Origin of the sequence: Desulfitispora alkaliphila (assembly GCF_050433185.1) — a bacterium.
In the GTDB taxonomy this organism is placed as follows: Bacteria; Bacillota; Desulfitisporia; order Desulfitisporales; family Desulfitisporaceae; genus Desulfitispora; species Desulfitispora alkaliphila.
Window position 1 is genome coordinate 73,756 of the sequence record NZ_JBNPXS010000003.1, and the last position, 18,178, is coordinate 91,933.

Here is an 18,178-nt window from a genome sequence, read left to right on the forward strand (position 1 = left end):
TTTACTTGGTACTCATAACACACAAAGCTTAAAAGATTACACTTTGAACTTACTTATCAAATTAGTTAGTTCTTCACTCATATTAGCTAATCTATTTGAAGCTTTGTTAATTTCCACCATTGATTTGGATGTTTCATCTGTTCCCTGAGCTATTTGATTAGCACCTTCAGCACTTTGTGATATGGTTTGGGTCACTTCGTCGATTGATTTAGATACTTCACTTACTGAATTTAATACTTTCTCACCCATTTGAGAAGCGTTATCTGTTAAGCTGTAAAATGTATTAGCATCTTTTTTATATTCTTCTGCTGTTTCTAAAAACTTTTTATAGTCACCATCAACGTCAGTGTTCATATACTTTAATAATTCATTGGTGTCTTCAATTAAGGATTTTATATTGTCTTGGACCTTTTCTGTCAATCCTTGAATATTTGTTACTGTTTCAGTAGAATCTGTAGCTAACTTACGAACTTCTTCAGCTACTACAGCAAATCCCTTCCCTTGCTCTCCAGCTCTAGCTGCTTCAATAGCGGCATTTAACGCTAATAAATTGGTTTGTTCAGCAATGCCTGCAATTTGATCCGCCATATAAGAAATTTCATTAACAATTTTGGCTTTCTCAATCCCCTCTTTTAGTCGACTGTCTAGTTCCTTATAGATTCTAGTAGCTTTTTCTTGACTATCTACTACTTCCCCTTGTATTTTTACAGCTTTTTCTTCTATTTCCCTAGCTGTCTGATTCCCTTTTTTCATATTAGTAACTAATTCGGTAGTAGATGTATTCATTTCTTCACTGGATGCAGAAACCTGTTCTGAGGATGCTGATACCTCTTCTAGGCTTGCAGATATTTCCTCAGTAGAAGCCGATACCTCTTCCATGTTTGCTGAGGAACTTTCAGACACACTTGACATTTGTTGGCTAGAGGCCGCTAGTTCCTGTGCAGTAGATTGTATCTCTCCAATAGTCTGTTGGAAACTCTGATTTAAAATTTTAAAGGCTTTGGATAACTCCCCTATTTCGTCATTTCGTGCTAAATATTTTTCGGAAACATTTTGGGTTAAATCTCCAGAAGCCATGGTAGTGGCAAAATTAGCAGCTTCTGTCATAGGGGTAGCTATTAAGCGACCTACAAATAAAGCAAACCCAATTCCCAAAATTAAGAATACTATAGAACCAATAATTATATAAGTCCTTAACTCATTTAATCCCTCTAAAAGCTCAGCTTCTGTAGCTACGACCCCTAGGGTCCAGTCTGTTGATGAAAATGTAGCTAAACCCATATGTATTTCAGACCCTTGTAGTTCATAGGTAATTACACCACTATTTCCCAACCCTAACTCTTGTATTGCCATCCCCCAGTTTTTTAATTCTCCATCGTTTTCTACTTCTGTTATAGCATTTCTTTGATCCATTACGTATTCCCTCGTGGGATGGGAGAATAAGGTGCCTTCGGATCCAATGATATTGGCGTAGCCTTCTTCACCATAACCCATTTGGTCCGTCAAATCATTTAATGCATCACCCGGCCTGCGAGCTATTAAGACTCCTCCTACTTCTCCGTTTAAATCATAAATTGGAGTGGCATACATCAGTACTGCTTCGTTTGTTACTCTACTATTAATGACATCAGACACATTAGTTTCTCCCGCAAAAGCTCGTTGAACATAATCTCTATCCCCTAAATTGGCTTCCGAGCCATCAACATATCTAGTATTTCCATCTGGGAAAACAACACCCACTCCTAAATAACCTCTATTTTCTAACCTGCGAAATTCATTTTGCAATGGCTCTAATTGCTCTTCCCAATCCATTGATCTTACTGAATTTCTATTAGCAATTGTCTCTAAAGTGTTAAAGTTGCCTTGAATAACAGCTTCAATATTGTTAACTCCTTCTTCTGCTAGAAGCATTAGGGCATCGTCGGCTTCATTGATGAGGGCATCTGAGCTGAGTTTATATGCAGTTAACCCCATTCCTAAACATACAACTAACACAAGAACACCTATGTATAAAGAAATTTGTTTAGCTAAATTAAATTTCATATCCAACCTCCGGCTTTCTAACTATTTTTAAATTTTGCTCTCCTCTAAATAATTCACAGATTTTGTAACAAAATATTCTCTTTTCTAAAATCAACAATATCATGCTTATTAGTTCAACAAATCCGTAGTTTTGCTATAACCCTGCACCTCCAGTAAATGAAGAGTTTATCTCCCAGATTGGTTAAGTTCACCCCTTTTCCTTAAAAAGTTCTCTGTTCTTTAATTGAATTAATCAAATAAAAAAAACACCCTTAAAGGCGCCCGGAAAACGTATTCGCAGTATATACCCCGGCAATCTGGCAATCGGAAGATAGAGAAGTTGTATTTTATTGCATTTGTAGACAGGATTATTGGGAGTTGTGTGCTATATGGGGTTAACAAATATTCGGTCCTAAAGAAATACGTTTCCTTACTAACATAGACTATCAGGTTTTAGAAAAAGTCTTTCTGCATCTTGAATATTCAGAGGTTTACTGAAAAAATACCCCTGAGCATAATGACACCCAGTATTTTTTATATGCTTATATTGTTCCTCTGTCTCTATTCCTTCAGCAACGACCTGAATTCCTAAGCTTTTCGCAAGCATAACGATACCCACTATTACTTTCATGCTTAATGATTCTTGATATTTATCACACAAGGACTTGTCCAACTTAATTAAATCAATAGGGAGATATGTTAAATAGTTTAATGATGAGTACCCCTTACCAAAATCATCCAAAGATATTTTTACTCCAATCTCTTTTAAACGATTTAAAAATTCAATAGTCATCTCTTCCTTTTCAATAAAAAGGTTTTCAGTAATTTCGATTTCTATATATGAAGGGTCAATTGTAGCCATAAACAGCCTCCCTTGTCACCCACCGTCCTATTTTAATAATCAAACCAACTTCTTCGGCAATTGGAATGAATTTAGCTGGCGAGATGTTTCTTCCATTTATTCGAAGCAATACTTCAAACCCTGTTATATTAACATCATCCACGCAAACCTTAGGCTGATACAACATTTTAAAGTCGTTTTTCAGTAATGCTTCGTGTAGCCATTTTTCTATCTGTTTCTTCTCATCTAATTGGGCCCCCATAGTGTTGTTATAAAATGCATAACTATTATGGGGTTCTGTTTTGACACTTCGAACTGCAAAATCAGCATACCGAATCAAATTTATAGGATTACTACTATTTTTCGGATATAATGCAATACCTATTGAGCATCTTATATTAAATCCTTTCTCTTCAATCTGTATTAATGTCTTGATTTTTTCATATTCACATGTATTTTCGTAAAGAAGTATAAACTCATCTCCACTAAGCCGATAAACTGATACCTGGTGACTTTCTAGTTTTTGCAAAATCTGAGCAACTTTGATCAGCACTTGGTCTCCAAAAATATGGCCATAACTGTTATTAAAATACTGAAACCTATCAATATTAACTATAATAACAGCACCCTTGATTAATGCTAATTAGCTCATTTAACTTTTCAACAAAAAAGTATCTGTTAGGCAACCCTGTTAAGTTGTCATGCTTATTTATACATCTTATAAATATTTCACTCACGGTTATCCCCCATTAGATATACTCTGCAAATGTATTCCCACAAAAAAAAGGAACCATAAAGGCTTCCAGGTAAACAGTATACTGCAAATAACCTCGGCAATCTGGCAATCGTAGCTTACGCCTTAGACCCATGATTTTGCGTCCCACCCTTTCGAGTGGTTTGCCTTTATCAATAGTTATACTTCGCATATTTAAAATATCACCAAATGGTACTTTAGTCCTGTTTCGTGCACACATAGCAATATACCATATTTTTGTTTTTATATCAATATTTTCTTTAAAATGATTCCCCATCACATAATACATCAACTGTGCCACATCATATAGAGAATGTGTCGCAAGAATTTCTAATTGCGTCCACATCTTGGTTGAAATCTGCAACAATGGCTTTCTAATTCCTCCTGTTTTTATCGATAAATAAGAATGATGTGTCATGCGAACCTCCTAAGATAACGCTCATACTCTGTATCAATAGTTAATTTCCCAAAAAGACTCTTTCAGCGCCAAATTCGCCTCTACATTGTATATGCCGTTATAAGAAACAAACTTCCAGTCACCATCATGACTGCGTTTAGTAAAGATATATTCCAAATACCAGTCTTTTAGCTTGTCGTCGCTACCTGAATATTCCTTTCGGATTACTAATGTACTAAAATGTGTAGTACATTCCCCAGTATCTTCTGAGGTTTCGCATGTCCGTTCTTCTGTTGCAGAAACGACATAAACACCTTCGTGATAAATTGTTGGGTGAATATAACTGTTTCCTAAAGAAAGTGTTTCTAAACTGCTGTTTTCCCAGTCTGCTCCATCAGTCATTGCTATCGTTATAATATTTTTGCCAGCATAACTAAGGACTTCGTTGAATCGTGCAATCAACTTTTCTGCATCGCTTCGTAATATTACATCCTGTGTCTGTAACCAAGCACTCAGCCATTCAACTTCGTCAATCAGAACTGTCGCTTCTTGAATATCGTAATCATATACGACTGTCGGTGCCGCATTTCTTGAGCAGCCACTTGTTAAAGCAATTAATATCATTAATCCCAGTAACAACATATTCTTTATCTTCATATAAGCTTCCCTCCTTGCTGAAAATATTATTAATCTTTGTTTCACATTGACCATCAAATGTAGTTTAGCAAACATTTTAGCGAAATTATAGAATGATTAGAATAAAACTACCAAAAAAACCTCACTCTATCAAGTGAAGTTTTTTTGATATAAATATTGCGATTGTATTTACTCCACAGTCACACTTTTAGCTAAATTCCTCGGTTTATCCACATCTTCTCCCCGTTCAACTGCACCGTAATAGGCTAATAACTGTAGTGGGATTACTGTCAATATAGGTGCTAATAATGTGGTTGTTCGAGGCAAGTAGATAACTTGATCTACAACCTTTTCTATTTCTTTTCTACCTTCAAATGCGATTGCTGTAACAAAAGCATCCCTAGCTTTTACCTCTTTAATATTGCTTACTGTCTTCTCATATATATCCTCTTGAGTTACCAATGCCATCACAGGTATCCCAGGCACAATCAGTGCTAATGTCCCATGTTTCAGTTCACCTGCCGCATAGGCCTCTGCATGAATATAGGAAATTTCTTTTAGCTTCAAAGATCCTTCTAAAGCTACAGCATAGTCTAGACTGCGACCGATGAAGAAGGAATCGTCCCAAGCCACAAATTCTTTAGCTAACTTTTGTATTCTCTCCTCGTCCTGTAAAACAAGCTCTGCTTTTTCAGGAAGCTGCTCTAACTCTTGTAAAAAGTTCTTTCTCACCTGTGCATCCATAGTACCAAGCTTTTCTGCCAAATATACTGCAACTAAATAGAGACTAGCGAGCTGAGTAATATATGCTTTTGTTGAAGCCACGGCAATCTCAGGACCTGCCCAAGTATAGATAACATCGTCTGCCTCTCTAGATACAGAGCTTCCCACAACATTAGTTATGGCTAGTACTCTTGCCCCTTTTCGCTTGGCTTCTCTCAGAGCCGCTAGTGTATCAGCAGTTTCTCCCGACTGACTTATTACAATCATCAAAGTTCTCTTGTTTATCAATGGGTCTCTATATCTAAACTCTGATGCTATATCTGTTTCTACAGGTATGTGCAAAGTCTTTTCCATTACGTACTTACCCACTAACCCTGCGTGATAAGCAGTTCCGCAGGCCACTATGGCAATTTTGTCAATTCGGCTTACCCTCTCTTTTGTCAGTGCTACATTTTCGTCAAATAAAACTGAAGATTTATTCTCTGATATTCTCCCAGTAAGCGTCTCTCTTATGGCTTTAGGCTGCTCGTGTATTTCTTTAATCATAAAGTGGTCATATCCGCCTTTTTCAGCTGCAGCTGCGTCCCACTTCACCCTAAATATTTTCTTATCTACCTCATTGCCCTTAAAATCAAAAACCTCTATTCCATCGGCAGTTACCACAGCCATTTGTCCATCATCTAGAATATAGGTATCTCTAGTGTAGTTTAAAATTGCCGGGATATCAGATGCTACAAAATTCTCTCCATCTCCCAATCCCAGCACCAGTGGACTATCCTGCCGTGCTACAACTAATTTATCTGGTTCATCTTCACAACAAACAGCAAAAGCAAAGGACCCTTCCACTTTTGTCAAAACCTTTTGCACTGCTTCTTGCAGATTGCCCTGATAGTAGTGTTCTACTAAGTGAGGTAAAACTTCTGTATCTGTTTCTGAAGTAAAATTGTGTCCTTCACTCTGTAACCATTCTCTCAAATAAAGGTAGTTCTCAATAATACCATTGTGAACAACAGCAATTTTGCCACTACAGTCGCTATGAGGGTGAGAATTCTTGTCTGAAGGACTTCCATGAGTCGCCCATCTAGTGTGACCAATACCCACATTCCCTTTAAGGGATTTGGCTTTCAACCTCTCTTCTAAAATCTTAAGTTTACCTTCCTTCTTCTCTATTTTCACTTTTCCTTCTTTTACTACAGCAATACCTGCAGAATCATAACCTCTATATTCAAGCTTACTCAATCCATCTAAAAGTATTGGTTCTACTTCCTTAGAACCAATGTATCCCATAATACCGCACATATATTAAATCCTCCTGTCGGTTATAAACAACTCTGCTTACCTACAGGACACCTTTTGTCCTTCCAATTACTCAGAAGCTTTGTAGTGCCCTTTACGACTCTAGCTTGCTTGAGCCGGGAGGCATCCGCCGAAAATCGATAAACCTCCACCTCGTCAACCACTTCTATATTTGTGGTCCTGGCGCTTTAAAATAAAATCTCCAGATTCACCTCCTCTTACTTAGTGCCCACCCCTTGCCCATAACCAATTGTGGTCCATTGGTTAGCCAAAACTATTACACCTTTTGCTTAATTACTGCGGCAATCTTATTTGTTACTTCTTCTAATTCTGCCATATCTGGTCCCTCTGCCATCACTCGAACTAAGGGTTCAGTTCCCGATGCCCTCACTAAAATTCTTCCTCGACCATCTAGTTGAGCTTTAGCTTCTTCTATAACATTATTAATTTCCGCTACTTTGTCTAAATTCCTCTTGTTTTTTACTGTCACGTTTACCAAAACTTGTGGCAGCTTCTCCATTACACCCTTTAATTGGGCTAAGTTCTCTTTCTTCCCGGTCATTACGCTTAATAATAATAGTCCTGTTAGGACCCCATCTCCTGTTGTATTGTGCTCAAGATAAATAATGTGACCTGATTGCTCTCCACCCAATATGCTTCCACTCTTGAGCATTTCCTCTAGTACATAGCGATCGCCCACTTTTGTCTGGGAAACGCTAATATCCAGTCTTTCGCAGGCTTGGTAAAGGCCTAAGTTACTCATAACTGTTACAACTAGTAGGTTCTCCGCTAATAAATCCTGCTCTTTAAGGTTGGAAGCACAAATTGCTAAAATCTGATCTCCATCTACTACCTCACCCTTTTCATCTACTGCAAGAACCCGATCAGCATCCCCATCAAAGGCTAAACCTAAATCAGCACCGTATTTAACTACATTGTCCTGTAAGCTCTCTAGGTGAGTAGAGCCACAGTTGTGATTGATATTGAGACCGTTGGGCTCACAATGCGTTTTTATTACCTCTGCTCCTAATTCTTCAAAAACTTGTGGTGCTACCTGGTAAGCTGCCCCATTGGCACAATCAAGTACAATTTTTACTCCGCTTAAATCAGCTTCTACTGTATTTTTAAGAAAGTTGACATATTCCTGAACTCCTTCAGGATAAGCTCTAACTTCTCCCACCTCTCCTCCTATAGGCACATTATCTTTGTCAACTTCTACCTGAAGTAGCTCTTCTATTTGATCCTCTACACTATCTGAAAGTTTGAACCCGTTTTCTGCAAAAAACTTAATCCCATTATCGGCAACTGGGTTATGGGATGCAGAAACCATAACGCCTCCCATCACCTGGTGGGTCCTAGTAAGATAGGCAATTCCCGGTGTAGGGATTACACCTACAGAAATCACATCTACACCAACAGAGCAAATCCCTGCAGTCAATGCCGCTTCTAGCATACCACCTGAAATCCTCGTATCCCTACCTATGATAATAGCTGGATTTTCTGTATCCTTTTTTAAAACTTGAGCTCCCGCTTTTCCTAACTGAAAAGCCATTTCAGGTGTTAATTCTGAATTTGCTACTCCTCTAACTCCATCTGTTCCAAAAAGTTTACCCATTAAAGCAAAACCCCTTTCAATTTGGTCTATTATATTGACTAATAATCGCCTCTGCTACTCTAATACCATCTACTGCCGCACTGACAATCCCCCCAGCATACCCTGCTCCCTCACCTGTAGGGTAAATACCCTTAATGTTAACAGAGTGGAGGTCCTTTCCTCTTGTTATGCGCACTGGGGACGAAGTTCGAGTCTCAACTCCCGTCATTACCGCATCTCTTGCTGCAAATCCATTTAGCTTTTTGTCAAAGGCTTCAATAGCCCCTCGTAGCATTTCACAGGTCCACTTGGGCAGTAGCTCATTTAAATTATACGGCTCCACCTGAGGCATATAGGTGGGCGTTACCGTACCATTTATCTCACCACTTGTATTATCATCTAAGAAGTCTCCCACAGTCTGCGCAGGTGCAGCGTAATTTGCTCCTCCAGCTTTAAAGGCTGCCCGCTCCCACTGCCGTTGCATGCTAACTCCAGCTAAGGGCCCTTTATTGCCAAAGTCCTCTGTGCTCACTGAAACTACTAAACCGCTATTTGCAATACCGGTATCCCTGTTAAAGTGACTCATTCCATTAGTAACAACTGTGTTGTGTTCCGAGGCAGCAGCTACCACCTGCCCCCCTGGGCACATGCAAAAGGTAAAAGCTGACCTTTCTAAGTCTCGATTTTTATAAACTAACTGATAATCCGCAGCTCCTAACTTCGGATGTCCTGCCATATGGCCGTATTGCGATTTATCTACCAGTTCTTGAGGGTGTTCTATTCTTACTCCCATAGCAAGTGGCTTTTGTTCTATGGCTAATCCCTTTTTCTCCAGTAGTTCAAAGGTATCTCTAGCGCTATGACCTATTGCCAATACAGCGTTTTCTGTCAGTATATGCTCTCCCTGGTTTATTGTGAGTGAGTTTAAGACGCCTTTTTCTATCCCCATATCCGTTACTTTTGAATTAAATCTCACTGTTCCACCTAGGTTAATTATTTTTTCTCTTATCTCCTTTACAATATGGCTCAATTTATCTGTCCCCAAATGTGGTTTCTGTTCAAAGAGTATCTCCACAGGTGCTCCAGCAGAAACCAACTCTTCTAAGACTCTTCTGATCCTCACATCTTTAGTTCTAGTAGTCAATTTACCATCGGAAAAAGTACCTGCCCCACCTTCGCCAAATTGGACATTTGAATCTGTGTTAAGCTCTCGCTGTTTCCAAAACTGATGCACATCTTTAGTTCTAGCTTCCACATCCCGTCCCCGTTCTAGAAGAATTGGTTTATAGCCATTCTTTGCTAGTATCAGGGCGGCAAAAAGTCCAGCAGGACCTGCCCCCTATGACAGCCGGTCTATGGCGCATAGGCTTATCTCCCACAATTATTTTGTTATTTGTGCTTTCCCCTTCGACTTTTATTATATTTTTATCTTTTAGGGCTTTTTTAGTAATATATTTATTCTCCACCTCAAACTGTACGTTAAATATAAATAAGATTTGAGGTTTTTTACGGGCATCTATGGATTTTTTTAGAATTTTCAAGTCTTTGATTACTTCTGATTTAACACCTAATCTTTTTGCAATAGCTGCAGTCAAATCCGTATAATTTGAGTTATCAATCTCCAGCTTCACTTGGTTCATTTGTAATTTCATCATCTGTAACTTCGTCATCTCTTTCGTCATCTTCAGCCTCCTCATCAGGAGTATTATATGCTATTGGAAAAAACACCTCAACCCATTGAGGTCTAGTTTCCACTAAATTGCCCATGGCAACACCTGCTTGGTTTACTACTTCTAGTGGCAGGTTTAGAGTTTGATCACTTTCCAATTGATCATCTAGTTCCACAGTAACAATAACTCTATCAACTCGATTTAAGGTCTCTCTTGCACCTTTTACAAATACCTCTTCAGGTTTAACCAAGGGTTCTGCCAAATTTAGTTCTTCAGGAAATTCTCCTACTAACTCAATACTAACTGGAAACTTACGCTCTTCTACAGAATCCACTATTAAGTTAACCTGAGAAGGTCTAATAGATACTATTTCTATTCCTGAGGGCACAATAGCATTAACGGCTAAGATATTATTGCCAGGGGATACATCCCTCATATCCACAATAGCTCTAATATCTTGAGACGATAAATTTGCCAATGCCGACCTAGAACCCTGTATTCGCACTTGTACCCCTGGAGGACGATTTGTAACTACTAAGCCCTCACCTAACTCGCTGATTTCAACAGGCACATTGCTATATACATCTTCAACTTGGACATTTGTCTGACTATTGACAAATGCCCACAGGAGCACAGCCAATAATATTGCAGATATTTTATATGTCCGATTGCGCTTAAACCCGTTGCTCACTATTACTTTCTCCTTCCCCGTTCAAAAATACTGCTCTTACTCTCAGACATAAAACCAATAAGTAATTCCTTTAAGGTATCAATCTCTATATAACGAGATAGCTGACCCTCGTTGGCAATTGATATAATTCCCGTTTCTTCAGAAACCACTACTGCAATTGCATCAGATTGCTCAGTTATACCCACAGCTGCTCTGTGCCTTGTCCCCAGGGCACGACTAACACTTACACTTTCTGCTAAAGGTAAAAACGCACCTGCTACCGAAATTCTGTCACCTCTTAAAACTACTGCTCCATCGTGTAAAGGGCTTTTGGGTTCAAATAAATTTACTAATAACTCCGCAGAAACCGCTGCATCTAACTTAGTTCCTGAATCAGCTAAGTCTCCTAGCCCCGTTTCTCTTTCAATGACAATTAATGCCCCGGTGTTATTCTTAGCAAGTACTTGTACCGCTCTGGTCAATTCATCTACCAAATCACTTATATCTTCTTTGTTCATTAACTTATAAGGTTTTACAAAAAACTTGCCTCGCCCCAGTTGTTCCAATGCTCTCCTCAGCTCTGGCTGAAACACCACTGGCAATGCAACAAAGAGCATAGTCCAGATATTATTCAAGAGCCAATCTATAGTGTTTAATCCCAACTGACTACTAAAGGTAGAGGCAATTAACAACACTACTAGTCCTTTTATCAACTGCACTGCTTTAGTGCCCTTGATAAGCATCATCAACTTGTAGATAACAAAAGCCACGATTAGAATGTCAATTATATTAACAATTATCATAGCTGGGTTATTCTTTAAATAGATTAATTGTGAAAACATGGCATCATCCCTTTGGAACATAATCCCTACGTTAAAATAAACTAATTCGACAACATAAATCTAAATCCTTTATCTGTATAAAAAAGGATTTTCTGCTTTAGTGGTTAAATTTAAAGCTAGCTAGTGTTTTTCACAAATGTTATAATTAGTTATTACCAAAATAGTATAGTATCATTTACAAATAGGAGGGAAATGGAGTGCAGTTGAAAAAATGGCAGATAACTGTTACACTAGTTTGTCTCATATCGGGCTTCTTGATTTCGCTACAGCTTCAAGTGCAATCCAATATGGCTGATACAGAATTAAATGAGAAAGATGAATTAGTTGCTATGATAAAGGAACTAGAGGAAGAGACCTTCTCAATGGAGGATCGAATCGATACTCTGCGACAGTCCATAAAAAGTTTTCAGGAAGATCTCACAACTGGGCAATATGCCCTAGAGAGTCTTCAAAGTGAATTAAGCATCCTTCGCACCGACTTAGGATTAACAGAAGTTACTGGATCAGGTGTTGTCATTACAATTGACGACAATGTGTCTGGTGCAGAAAGTGCTAGAGCTGAGGGCTTAGATAGATATCATCCAGATGATTACATTATTCATTATAAGAATTTACTATACTTTATTAATGAAATTCGAAATACTACAGACGCTATTTCTATTAATAATCATAGAGTAGTAGCAAGTACTGATATCCGCTGCGTGGGGACAGTAATCTTGGTTAATACTACCAGGCTTGCTCCGCCCTACGAAATCAAGTTAATAGGGAACCCGCGGCAACTTGAATACGCTATTAACAATAGCAGTGAACTAAATTATCTAACCAACAGGGGATTTCCCACTGAAATTAACTTACAAGATGAGTTGACTATTAACGCTTATCGCGGTAGTTATAGATACAATTATGCAGAAATATTTGAGGAGGCTGACGCCTAATGTGGTTACCTATTCTTGGTCTTATAGTTGGTTTGATTCTAGGATCTATTTTTACTTTTCAAATACCTGTCTTTTATGCCAAATATTTGGGAGTAGCTCTTTTAGCAGGATTAGATTCAGTTTTTGGTGGAATTAAGGCTGTAATGGACGACTCCTTCGACAGTACTATTCTTTTGACTGGTTTTTTTACTAACACTCTCCTTGCTGCTTTTTTGGCCTACGTGGGAGACCGCTTGGGGGTTGAATTGTATCTAGCTGCAGTTTTCGCTTTTGGCGTGCGCTTGTTTCAAAATTTAGCAGGTATTCGTCGTATTATAGTATTAAAGCGTACTACTAACGAGAGGTGAAAAAATTCATATGCGAAATAATAAGCACTGGAAAGTACCTTTGACAATTACAATGTTGATATTAGGTTTTTTTCTATCGGTACAGTATAAAGTACAGCAGGATGTGGAAAATGCACTTGCTATGCAAAAAACCGAAGACTTAGTAGCAATGATGCGCAACTTACACGAAAAACGCAATGTGCTAGAAGATGAAATTTCAGATTTACTTCAGGAACGACGCAGTTACCTTGACAATGTTACTGCAGAACAAGCACTTGTTGAAAGCATGGAAGCAGAGCTAAAACGCCTGCAAATTGCTAGTGGTTCCGTACCCATTAAGGGACCTGGTATATCGGTCACCATAACCGGCGAATCTCACCTTCTGTATTTAGATTTGGTTGATATCATAAACGAACTGTGGGCAACAGGAGCTGAAGCCATTGCAATTAATGATATTCGAGTTGGAACTAATACTACTATTTATGACCAAATTTCTAGGGATGCACCTGAAATTATGGTTAACGGAAGAAGTGTGCTCTATCCTGTTATCATTTATGCCATCGGCGACCCTCACACTTTAGAAAAAGGACTTACTTTTCCCGGTGGAATTATTGATAACCTAAATACCCTGTACAATATTTATCCTGAAATACGTCAGGATAAAGAAATTATCTTGCCTGGGAAAAAGAAGGCAACTAGCTCTCGCTAGTTGCCTTTTCATATATATTAAATCCTCCCGAAAGATTCTTAGTTCTATATCCCCTTTGGTTCAAAATGCGTGCTGCTATATAGGAGCGTAAACCCGTTTGGCAAATAATCAATATCTCCTTATCTTTAGGAATTAAGTCTATCTTCCCTCTTAGCTGATCTATGGGAATGTGCAAAGCTTCTTCTATTCTCCCATCTTTGTATTCCTTATCAGTTCTAACGTCTAATAAAAATAGCTCAGGGTCATTTTTAACTTGATGTAACTCATGCCAGTGGATTACGTCTACATCTCCTTTTAAAATATTACTTGCTACAAAACCAGCCATATTCACTGGATCTTTTGCCGATGAATAGGGTGGGGCATAAGCTAACTCTAAATCCTCTAGCTGGTATACAGTCATCCCTGCTCTTATAGCTGTAGCCAAAACATCTATCCTCTTGTCTACCCCTTTTACTCCTACTATTTGTGCCCCTAATATCTCTGCCCTTTCATTAAAGATAAGCTTTACGTTCATGGGAACTGCTCCTGGATAGTAACCTGCATGAGAGGCATTATTTGTTATGGATACTTGGTATGGAATCCCTAGTATCTGAAGAGTTTTCTCATTTACACCAGTTGTCGCCACTGTCAAATCAAATACCTTGGCAATACTAGTTCCTTGGGTGCCCTTATAAGCTTCCATATAGCCAGCTATGTTATTTGCAGCAATTCGCCCCTGCCTATTAGCTGGACCGGCTAAAGGAACATAGGTATCGGTCTTTGTGACAAAATCCTGCACTTGAATAACATCACCCACTGCATAAATATAAGGGTTAGATGTACGTAGGTAACTGTCTACAATGACAGCACCCCTATTACCTAGCTTTAGTCCTGCTTCCTTGGCCAAGTTTGACTCAGGCTGTACACCAATAGCTAAAATAGCTAAATCAAAATCCCTCTGGGTTCCATCTGCAAGGGTTACCTTAGAGTTCTCCAGTGATTTAACACTATTATTTAAAAATAGTTTTACACCCTTCTCTCTTAAATGCTTGTGCACAATGGCTGCCATTTCAAAATCCAAAGGCGCCATCACCTGATTGGCAGCTTCCACTAAGGTTACCTCCATACCCGCATCGGCCATATTTTCCGCCATCTCTAGACCGATGAATCCACCCCCAATCACCACTCCCTTTTGGGGATGGGATGTTTGAATGTGCGCTTTTATCCTATCAGTATCATCTAAGCTGCGCAGACTAAAAATGTTATCTTGGTCTATTCCCGGTATTGGCGGCTTTACAGGATTGGCGCCTGGGGATAAAATTAAATAGTCGTAAAATTCCTCGTAGCTTTCACCAGTTTTACCATTCTTTACTTCTACAATTTTCTCTTCTGGCTTTATTTTTACTACTTCACTATTTGTCCTAATATCCATGTTAAATCTTTTACCCATTCCTGCAGGGGTTTGTACTAAAAGCTTTTTGCGTTCATTAATTGAACCTCCAATATAGTATGGTAGTCCACAGTTAGCAAAAGAGATATAATCTCCTCGCTCAAACATAACGATCTCCACATCTTCTTTCAGCCTTCTCAACCGAGCTGCAGCTGAAGCTCCTCCTGCTACACCTCCGATTATTAGTACCTTCAAATAAAACACCTCCAAATAAGTGGATTTTTAATGCCGTACAAGGCAATAATACCAAATAATATTAGATTACTAAAAAGGTGGTTACTTTAATGACTAACACACTAGTGCAAGAAAAAACTATGGTTGAACTGACAGATATTGTGCCTGAGCTAAAACAAGTAGAAGAAGAGCTCCACAATGTATTAGTATCTGAAAGTATCACCCAAGAGCTATGCACCAGTCTGCTTAAATCTGGGGGTAAAAGGCTACGTCCCTTGTTAGTATTGCTCTCAGGTAAGAGCTGCGGCGCAAAGACACAGGACTTGATTGCAATTGCTGTAGCTGCAGAGCTCATTCACATGGCTTCTTTAGTCCACGATGATATTATTGACAATTCCCATAGTCGTCGAGGTGCTGAAACTATAAATAGCAGTCATGGTAATAAGACCGCAGTGCTTACTGGCGATTATCTTTTTGCTAATGCCTTCAGATTATTGGCTGAAGCTAAGCAGTATAAATCCCTCTCTCTAATGGTAAAAGCAATCAGTGACATGTGTGACGGTGAAATATGTCAGGCAAACAGTTCATTTGACTTGTCACAAGATGAAAGTAGTTACATTGACCGTATTGACAAAAAAACAGGTAAGCTTATAACTGCTTGCTGTCAAGCAGGTGCTCTGGCCGCTAATGCCAGCATGGCTGAAATTGCAGCTCTTAGCGAATACGGGCGAAATCTGGGCATAGCTTTTCAAATTGCCGATGACATCTTAGACTATACTGGTAGCGATTCTAGTTTGGGCAAGCCTGCTTGTAATGATTTGTCTCAAGGAATTTTAACTTTGCCCATTTTACTCCTATTAGAAGATGAAAAGTATGGACCCTGGCTCAAAGATCATTTAAAAAATAAATGTTTAGCTTTGGTGTCACAACAGCAGTTACTAAAAGCTTTACAAGAAACTGGTGCATTAAAGGCTAGTGAAACAAAAGCCTTCCAGCACATTCAACAGGCAAATAGAGCCTTAGATAGGATACCCGCAAATCCTCATAGGGATGTACTCATAAGTATTGCCCATATGGCCTTAAAAAGAAAAAAATAATAGTTATCTAGAGCTTGCCACTATATCTTAATATTTTGCACAGGCGATGCAGTAACTTTGCTCTGCTTCCGCCTGCTTTTATTATCTGAGAGCAATCTCTAGTGGCTACTTTGGGATCTGATAGATACATACCAAGCAACCCCTCAACAACAGTGTTGTGAAAGCTATGTTCCGGAAGAAGTGCTGTACTTTCTTTAGCTCTCTTCACAAAATACTCAAGCCTGTCATGACACTGACTAGAGCTATTATAGTAAAAAACAAAATTTAAATCTCCCTCTTTTTGGTCCTCTTCTTGATCTATATAATAGTCTAGCAGTATGTGTAAGCCACATATCCATGGAAAATAAGCTTCCTTAATCTTATTAGCTTCCTCCGCAGTAAGATTAGGGTTTGAGGCTGCTGCAGTGAGCATAAATATGCCCAGAGTAGAGCCAGTTGCTGCGGCAAATTCATAGGGTAGTAAGTCAGGATATTTGGGTTGATGCTTTTCTATCCACTGCTCCATATAATTTTCCCTTACACTAACATGTAGATGCTTGTATGTCTGTAAGTCACAGTATAACTCTGCTAAGAAGAGTAAGTGTTCCTTTACCAGCCCATAAGATGGCAATTTACTCATGTAGCTTCTGCATTCGTGGACCAGACTTTTTAAGTAACCCCCATCCTCATTATGAGGGTAATGGGCATAGTAATCTCCAGGAGTCCTTTCTATGTCCACTGCATCCAAAAAAGAGTTGTGTAGCTGACGAAACCCTTCTTCACTTTCAAATCCCACCCGATCACACAAGTTATCCAAATAATCGCTAATCGTCTGTAGCGCCACTATAAAAGACACATGCTCTTCATGGGCTTGGGGATGCAAGGCGTATACACTTCCACCCTGACAATGAAACTTTTTGGCCCTAATGCTGGCCATAGCTTGATCTGCCAACACAGTATCAGGGCAAGCCGCACCCAGTTGAGCCCAACGGTCTAACTCATTATCTACCTTTGGAAAAACATCTTTTACAAACTTACTTACAAAGAGTATTTGTTTTAGTAAGTGCATTTAGCATCCCTCTCTCTTAATGTAAATTCTGAATTTAGATGAAATTTCCTCTAAACATTCTCTATTACCATTATCTGCTCTAATAGCATGTTTTAAACAAAAATACAACTATGCTTCGGTAAATATTTGATAATTGTATTCTAAAAATAAAGTATACGTAAACCAAAGCCAGTAATAGAGCATATAATAAATTACACTATTCAATCATTACGTATAAAAAGGGGGGAAACTCAATGTTCTTCACTCACGAAGTGCAAGCAGGTGAGAATTTAGAGACACTAGCAGAGCGCTTTGATGTCACCGTGGATGAAATTTTAGCAGTTAACGAACTCCCAAATCCCGGCAGACTTCCTACTCGTATCGTTATTCGCATACCTATAGCATTTTTACCACCAACAGTACCTTCTCCTAGACCCATGCAAAATATAACAACACGGATCGTAGGAAACTTGCTCTATGTGTTTATAACAGATAGAATGCTTTATCGCCGCCAACAGCCTGTTCGGCTTACACTAATTAAAACTAACATTTCTAATAGACCTGTTGTGCTTACCTACCGTACTACACAGAGATTTAATTTTCTTGTGCGTAGAAGTAGAACTGGAAGGCCCATCTGGGATTGGGCTTTCGATCGCGCATTTGGCCCTGCCATAGAGAGAAGAGTTTTGGAACCTGGTCAATCCCAAGTATTTAGAGCAACCTGGGATCAACGCACAAATGAAGGTAATCTGGTAACACCGGGAGTGTTTTTTGTCTCAGGAGTAAATGTTGCTGAAGAGCTTCGCGGAAGAGAGATAACCTTGCGTATAAGAATAACTGGATAATTATAGAAAGCCTGTAACCAAGACGGCTACAGGTTTTCTATAATTATCTTCACTCCCCAGGGAAGGATACATGCATGGTAGTCCCTTCTCCTATTTTGCTTTCTACATTAATATCTCCCCTGTTTTCTACAACGTATTGGTACACAATAGCTAAACCTAACCCCGTCCCGTTTTCAATAAATCTTGGTACT

At 38.9% G+C, this 18,178-nt stretch carries 16 protein-coding genes, 1 pseudogene and 1 riboswitch; of the genes and pseudogenes, 5 read left to right on the plus strand and 12 right to left on the minus strand.

All coding sequences use genetic code 11. The features are described from left to right. Positions 1-36: 36 nt before the first annotated feature. The 9 genes and pseudogenes from GGQ84_RS02005 to cdaA form a co-directional block, all read right to left on the minus strand. Positions 37-2,043: a methyl-accepting chemotaxis protein gene (locus tag GGQ84_RS02005; protein ID WP_429158454.1), complete on the minus strand. Its 2,007-nt coding sequence runs from the start codon at positions 2,041-2,043 to the stop codon at positions 37-39. Positions 2,044-2,455: 412 nt separating this feature from the next. Then, entirely contained in the window at positions 2,456-2,884 is a 429-nt protein-coding gene (locus GGQ84_RS02010; protein WP_429158457.1) for an EAL domain-containing protein, read from the minus strand. Next, positions 2,871-3,497, minus strand: a complete 627-nt coding sequence (locus GGQ84_RS02015) for a diguanylate cyclase domain-containing protein (protein ID WP_429158645.1) — start codon at positions 3,495-3,497, stop codon at positions 2,871-2,873. Before GGQ84_RS02015 ends, GGQ84_RS02010 begins: the two co-directional genes overlap by 14 nt. 195 nt (positions 3,498-3,692) lie before the next feature. Beyond that, positions 3,693-3,775, minus strand: a riboswitch (cyclic di-GMP riboswitch). 293 nt (positions 3,776-4,068) lie between these two features. Beyond that, positions 4,069-4,671 carry a hypothetical protein gene (locus GGQ84_RS02020; RefSeq protein WP_429158460.1) on the minus strand — a complete coding sequence of 201 codons (603 nt, stop codon included), beginning with the start codon at positions 4,669-4,671 and terminating at the stop codon, positions 4,069-4,071. A 168-nt stretch (positions 4,672-4,839) separates the two neighbouring features. Further along, positions 4,840-6,672 (minus strand): glutamine--fructose-6-phosphate transaminase (isomerizing), encoded by a 1,833-nt coding sequence (glmS, locus tag GGQ84_RS02025; RefSeq protein WP_429158462.1) that lies wholly within the window; start codon positions 6,670-6,672, stop codon positions 4,840-4,842. A 274-nt stretch (positions 6,673-6,946) separates the two neighbouring features. Further along, a complete protein-coding gene (gene glmM, locus GGQ84_RS02030) occupies positions 6,947-8,284 on the minus strand; it encodes a phosphoglucosamine mutase (RefSeq protein ID WP_429158464.1) in 1,338 nt (445 codons plus the stop codon). Positions 8,285-8,300: 16 nt separating this feature from the next. After that, positions 8,301-9,915, minus strand: a pseudogene (locus tag GGQ84_RS02035) (NAD(P)/FAD-dependent oxidoreductase). Further along, positions 9,878-10,624 (minus strand): CdaR family protein, encoded by a 747-nt coding sequence (locus GGQ84_RS02040; RefSeq protein ID WP_429158466.1) that lies wholly within the window; start codon positions 10,622-10,624, stop codon positions 9,878-9,880. The pseudogene GGQ84_RS02035 and the gene GGQ84_RS02040 overlap by 38 nt, the downstream one beginning before the upstream one ends. Before the next feature lie 2 nt (positions 10,625-10,626). Beyond that, a complete protein-coding gene (gene cdaA / locus GGQ84_RS02045; protein ID WP_429158468.1) occupies positions 10,627-11,445 on the minus strand; it encodes a diadenylate cyclase CdaA in 819 nt (272 codons plus the stop codon). 197 nt (positions 11,446-11,642) lie between these two features. Here cdaA and GGQ84_RS02050 point away from each other — a divergent pair, with 197 nt between their 5' ends. Genes GGQ84_RS02050 through GGQ84_RS02060 form a run of 3 tightly spaced genes read left to right on the plus strand, consistent with a single transcriptional unit; the run spans position 11,643 to position 13,415 of the window. Further along, positions 11,643-12,380 (plus strand): DUF881 domain-containing protein, encoded by a 738-nt coding sequence (locus GGQ84_RS02050; RefSeq protein WP_429158470.1) that lies wholly within the window; start codon positions 11,643-11,645, stop codon positions 12,378-12,380. Then, positions 12,380-12,727 carry a small basic family protein gene (locus tag GGQ84_RS02055; protein WP_429158473.1) on the plus strand — a complete coding sequence of 116 codons (348 nt, stop codon included), beginning with the start codon at positions 12,380-12,382 and terminating at the stop codon, positions 12,725-12,727. The genes GGQ84_RS02050 and GGQ84_RS02055 overlap by 1 nt, the downstream gene beginning before the upstream one ends. Positions 12,728-12,737: 10 nt before the next feature. Further along, positions 12,738-13,415, plus strand: a complete 678-nt coding sequence (locus tag GGQ84_RS02060; RefSeq protein ID WP_429158476.1) for a DUF881 domain-containing protein — start codon at positions 12,738-12,740, stop codon at positions 13,413-13,415. Here GGQ84_RS02060 and GGQ84_RS02065 read toward each other — a convergent pair. Then, positions 13,402-15,039: a CoA-disulfide reductase gene (locus GGQ84_RS02065; protein WP_429158479.1), complete on the minus strand. Its 1,638-nt coding sequence runs from the start codon at positions 15,037-15,039 to the stop codon at positions 13,402-13,404. The two genes, GGQ84_RS02060 and GGQ84_RS02065, sit on opposite strands and share 14 nt — an antisense overlap. An 89-nt stretch (positions 15,040-15,128) precedes the next feature. Here GGQ84_RS02065 and GGQ84_RS02070 point away from each other — a divergent pair, with 89 nt between their 5' ends. Beyond that, positions 15,129-16,115, plus strand: coding sequence for a polyprenyl synthetase family protein (locus GGQ84_RS02070; RefSeq protein ID WP_429158482.1), 987 nt, complete (start codon positions 15,129-15,131; stop codon positions 16,113-16,115). Between the two features lie 7 nt (positions 16,116-16,122). Here GGQ84_RS02070 and GGQ84_RS02075 read toward each other — a convergent pair whose 3' ends face one another. After that, positions 16,123-17,163, minus strand: a complete 1,041-nt coding sequence (locus GGQ84_RS02075; RefSeq protein ID WP_429158484.1) for a tetraprenyl-beta-curcumene synthase family protein — start codon at positions 17,161-17,163, stop codon at positions 16,123-16,125. Positions 17,164-17,396: 233 nt separating this feature from the next. Between GGQ84_RS02075 and GGQ84_RS02080 the strand changes: the two genes are divergently transcribed. Beyond that, on the plus strand, positions 17,397-17,987 hold the full coding sequence (locus GGQ84_RS02080; protein ID WP_429158487.1) for a BsuPI-related putative proteinase inhibitor: 591 nt from the start codon (positions 17,397-17,399) through the stop codon (positions 17,985-17,987). Between the two features lie 49 nt (positions 17,988-18,036). Here GGQ84_RS02080 and GGQ84_RS02085 read toward each other — a convergent pair whose 3' ends face one another. Continuing rightward, positions 18,037-18,165 (minus strand): ATP-binding protein, encoded by a 129-nt coding sequence (locus tag GGQ84_RS02085; protein WP_429158648.1) that lies wholly within the window; start codon positions 18,163-18,165, stop codon positions 18,037-18,039. Positions 18,166-18,178: the final 13 nt, after the last annotated feature.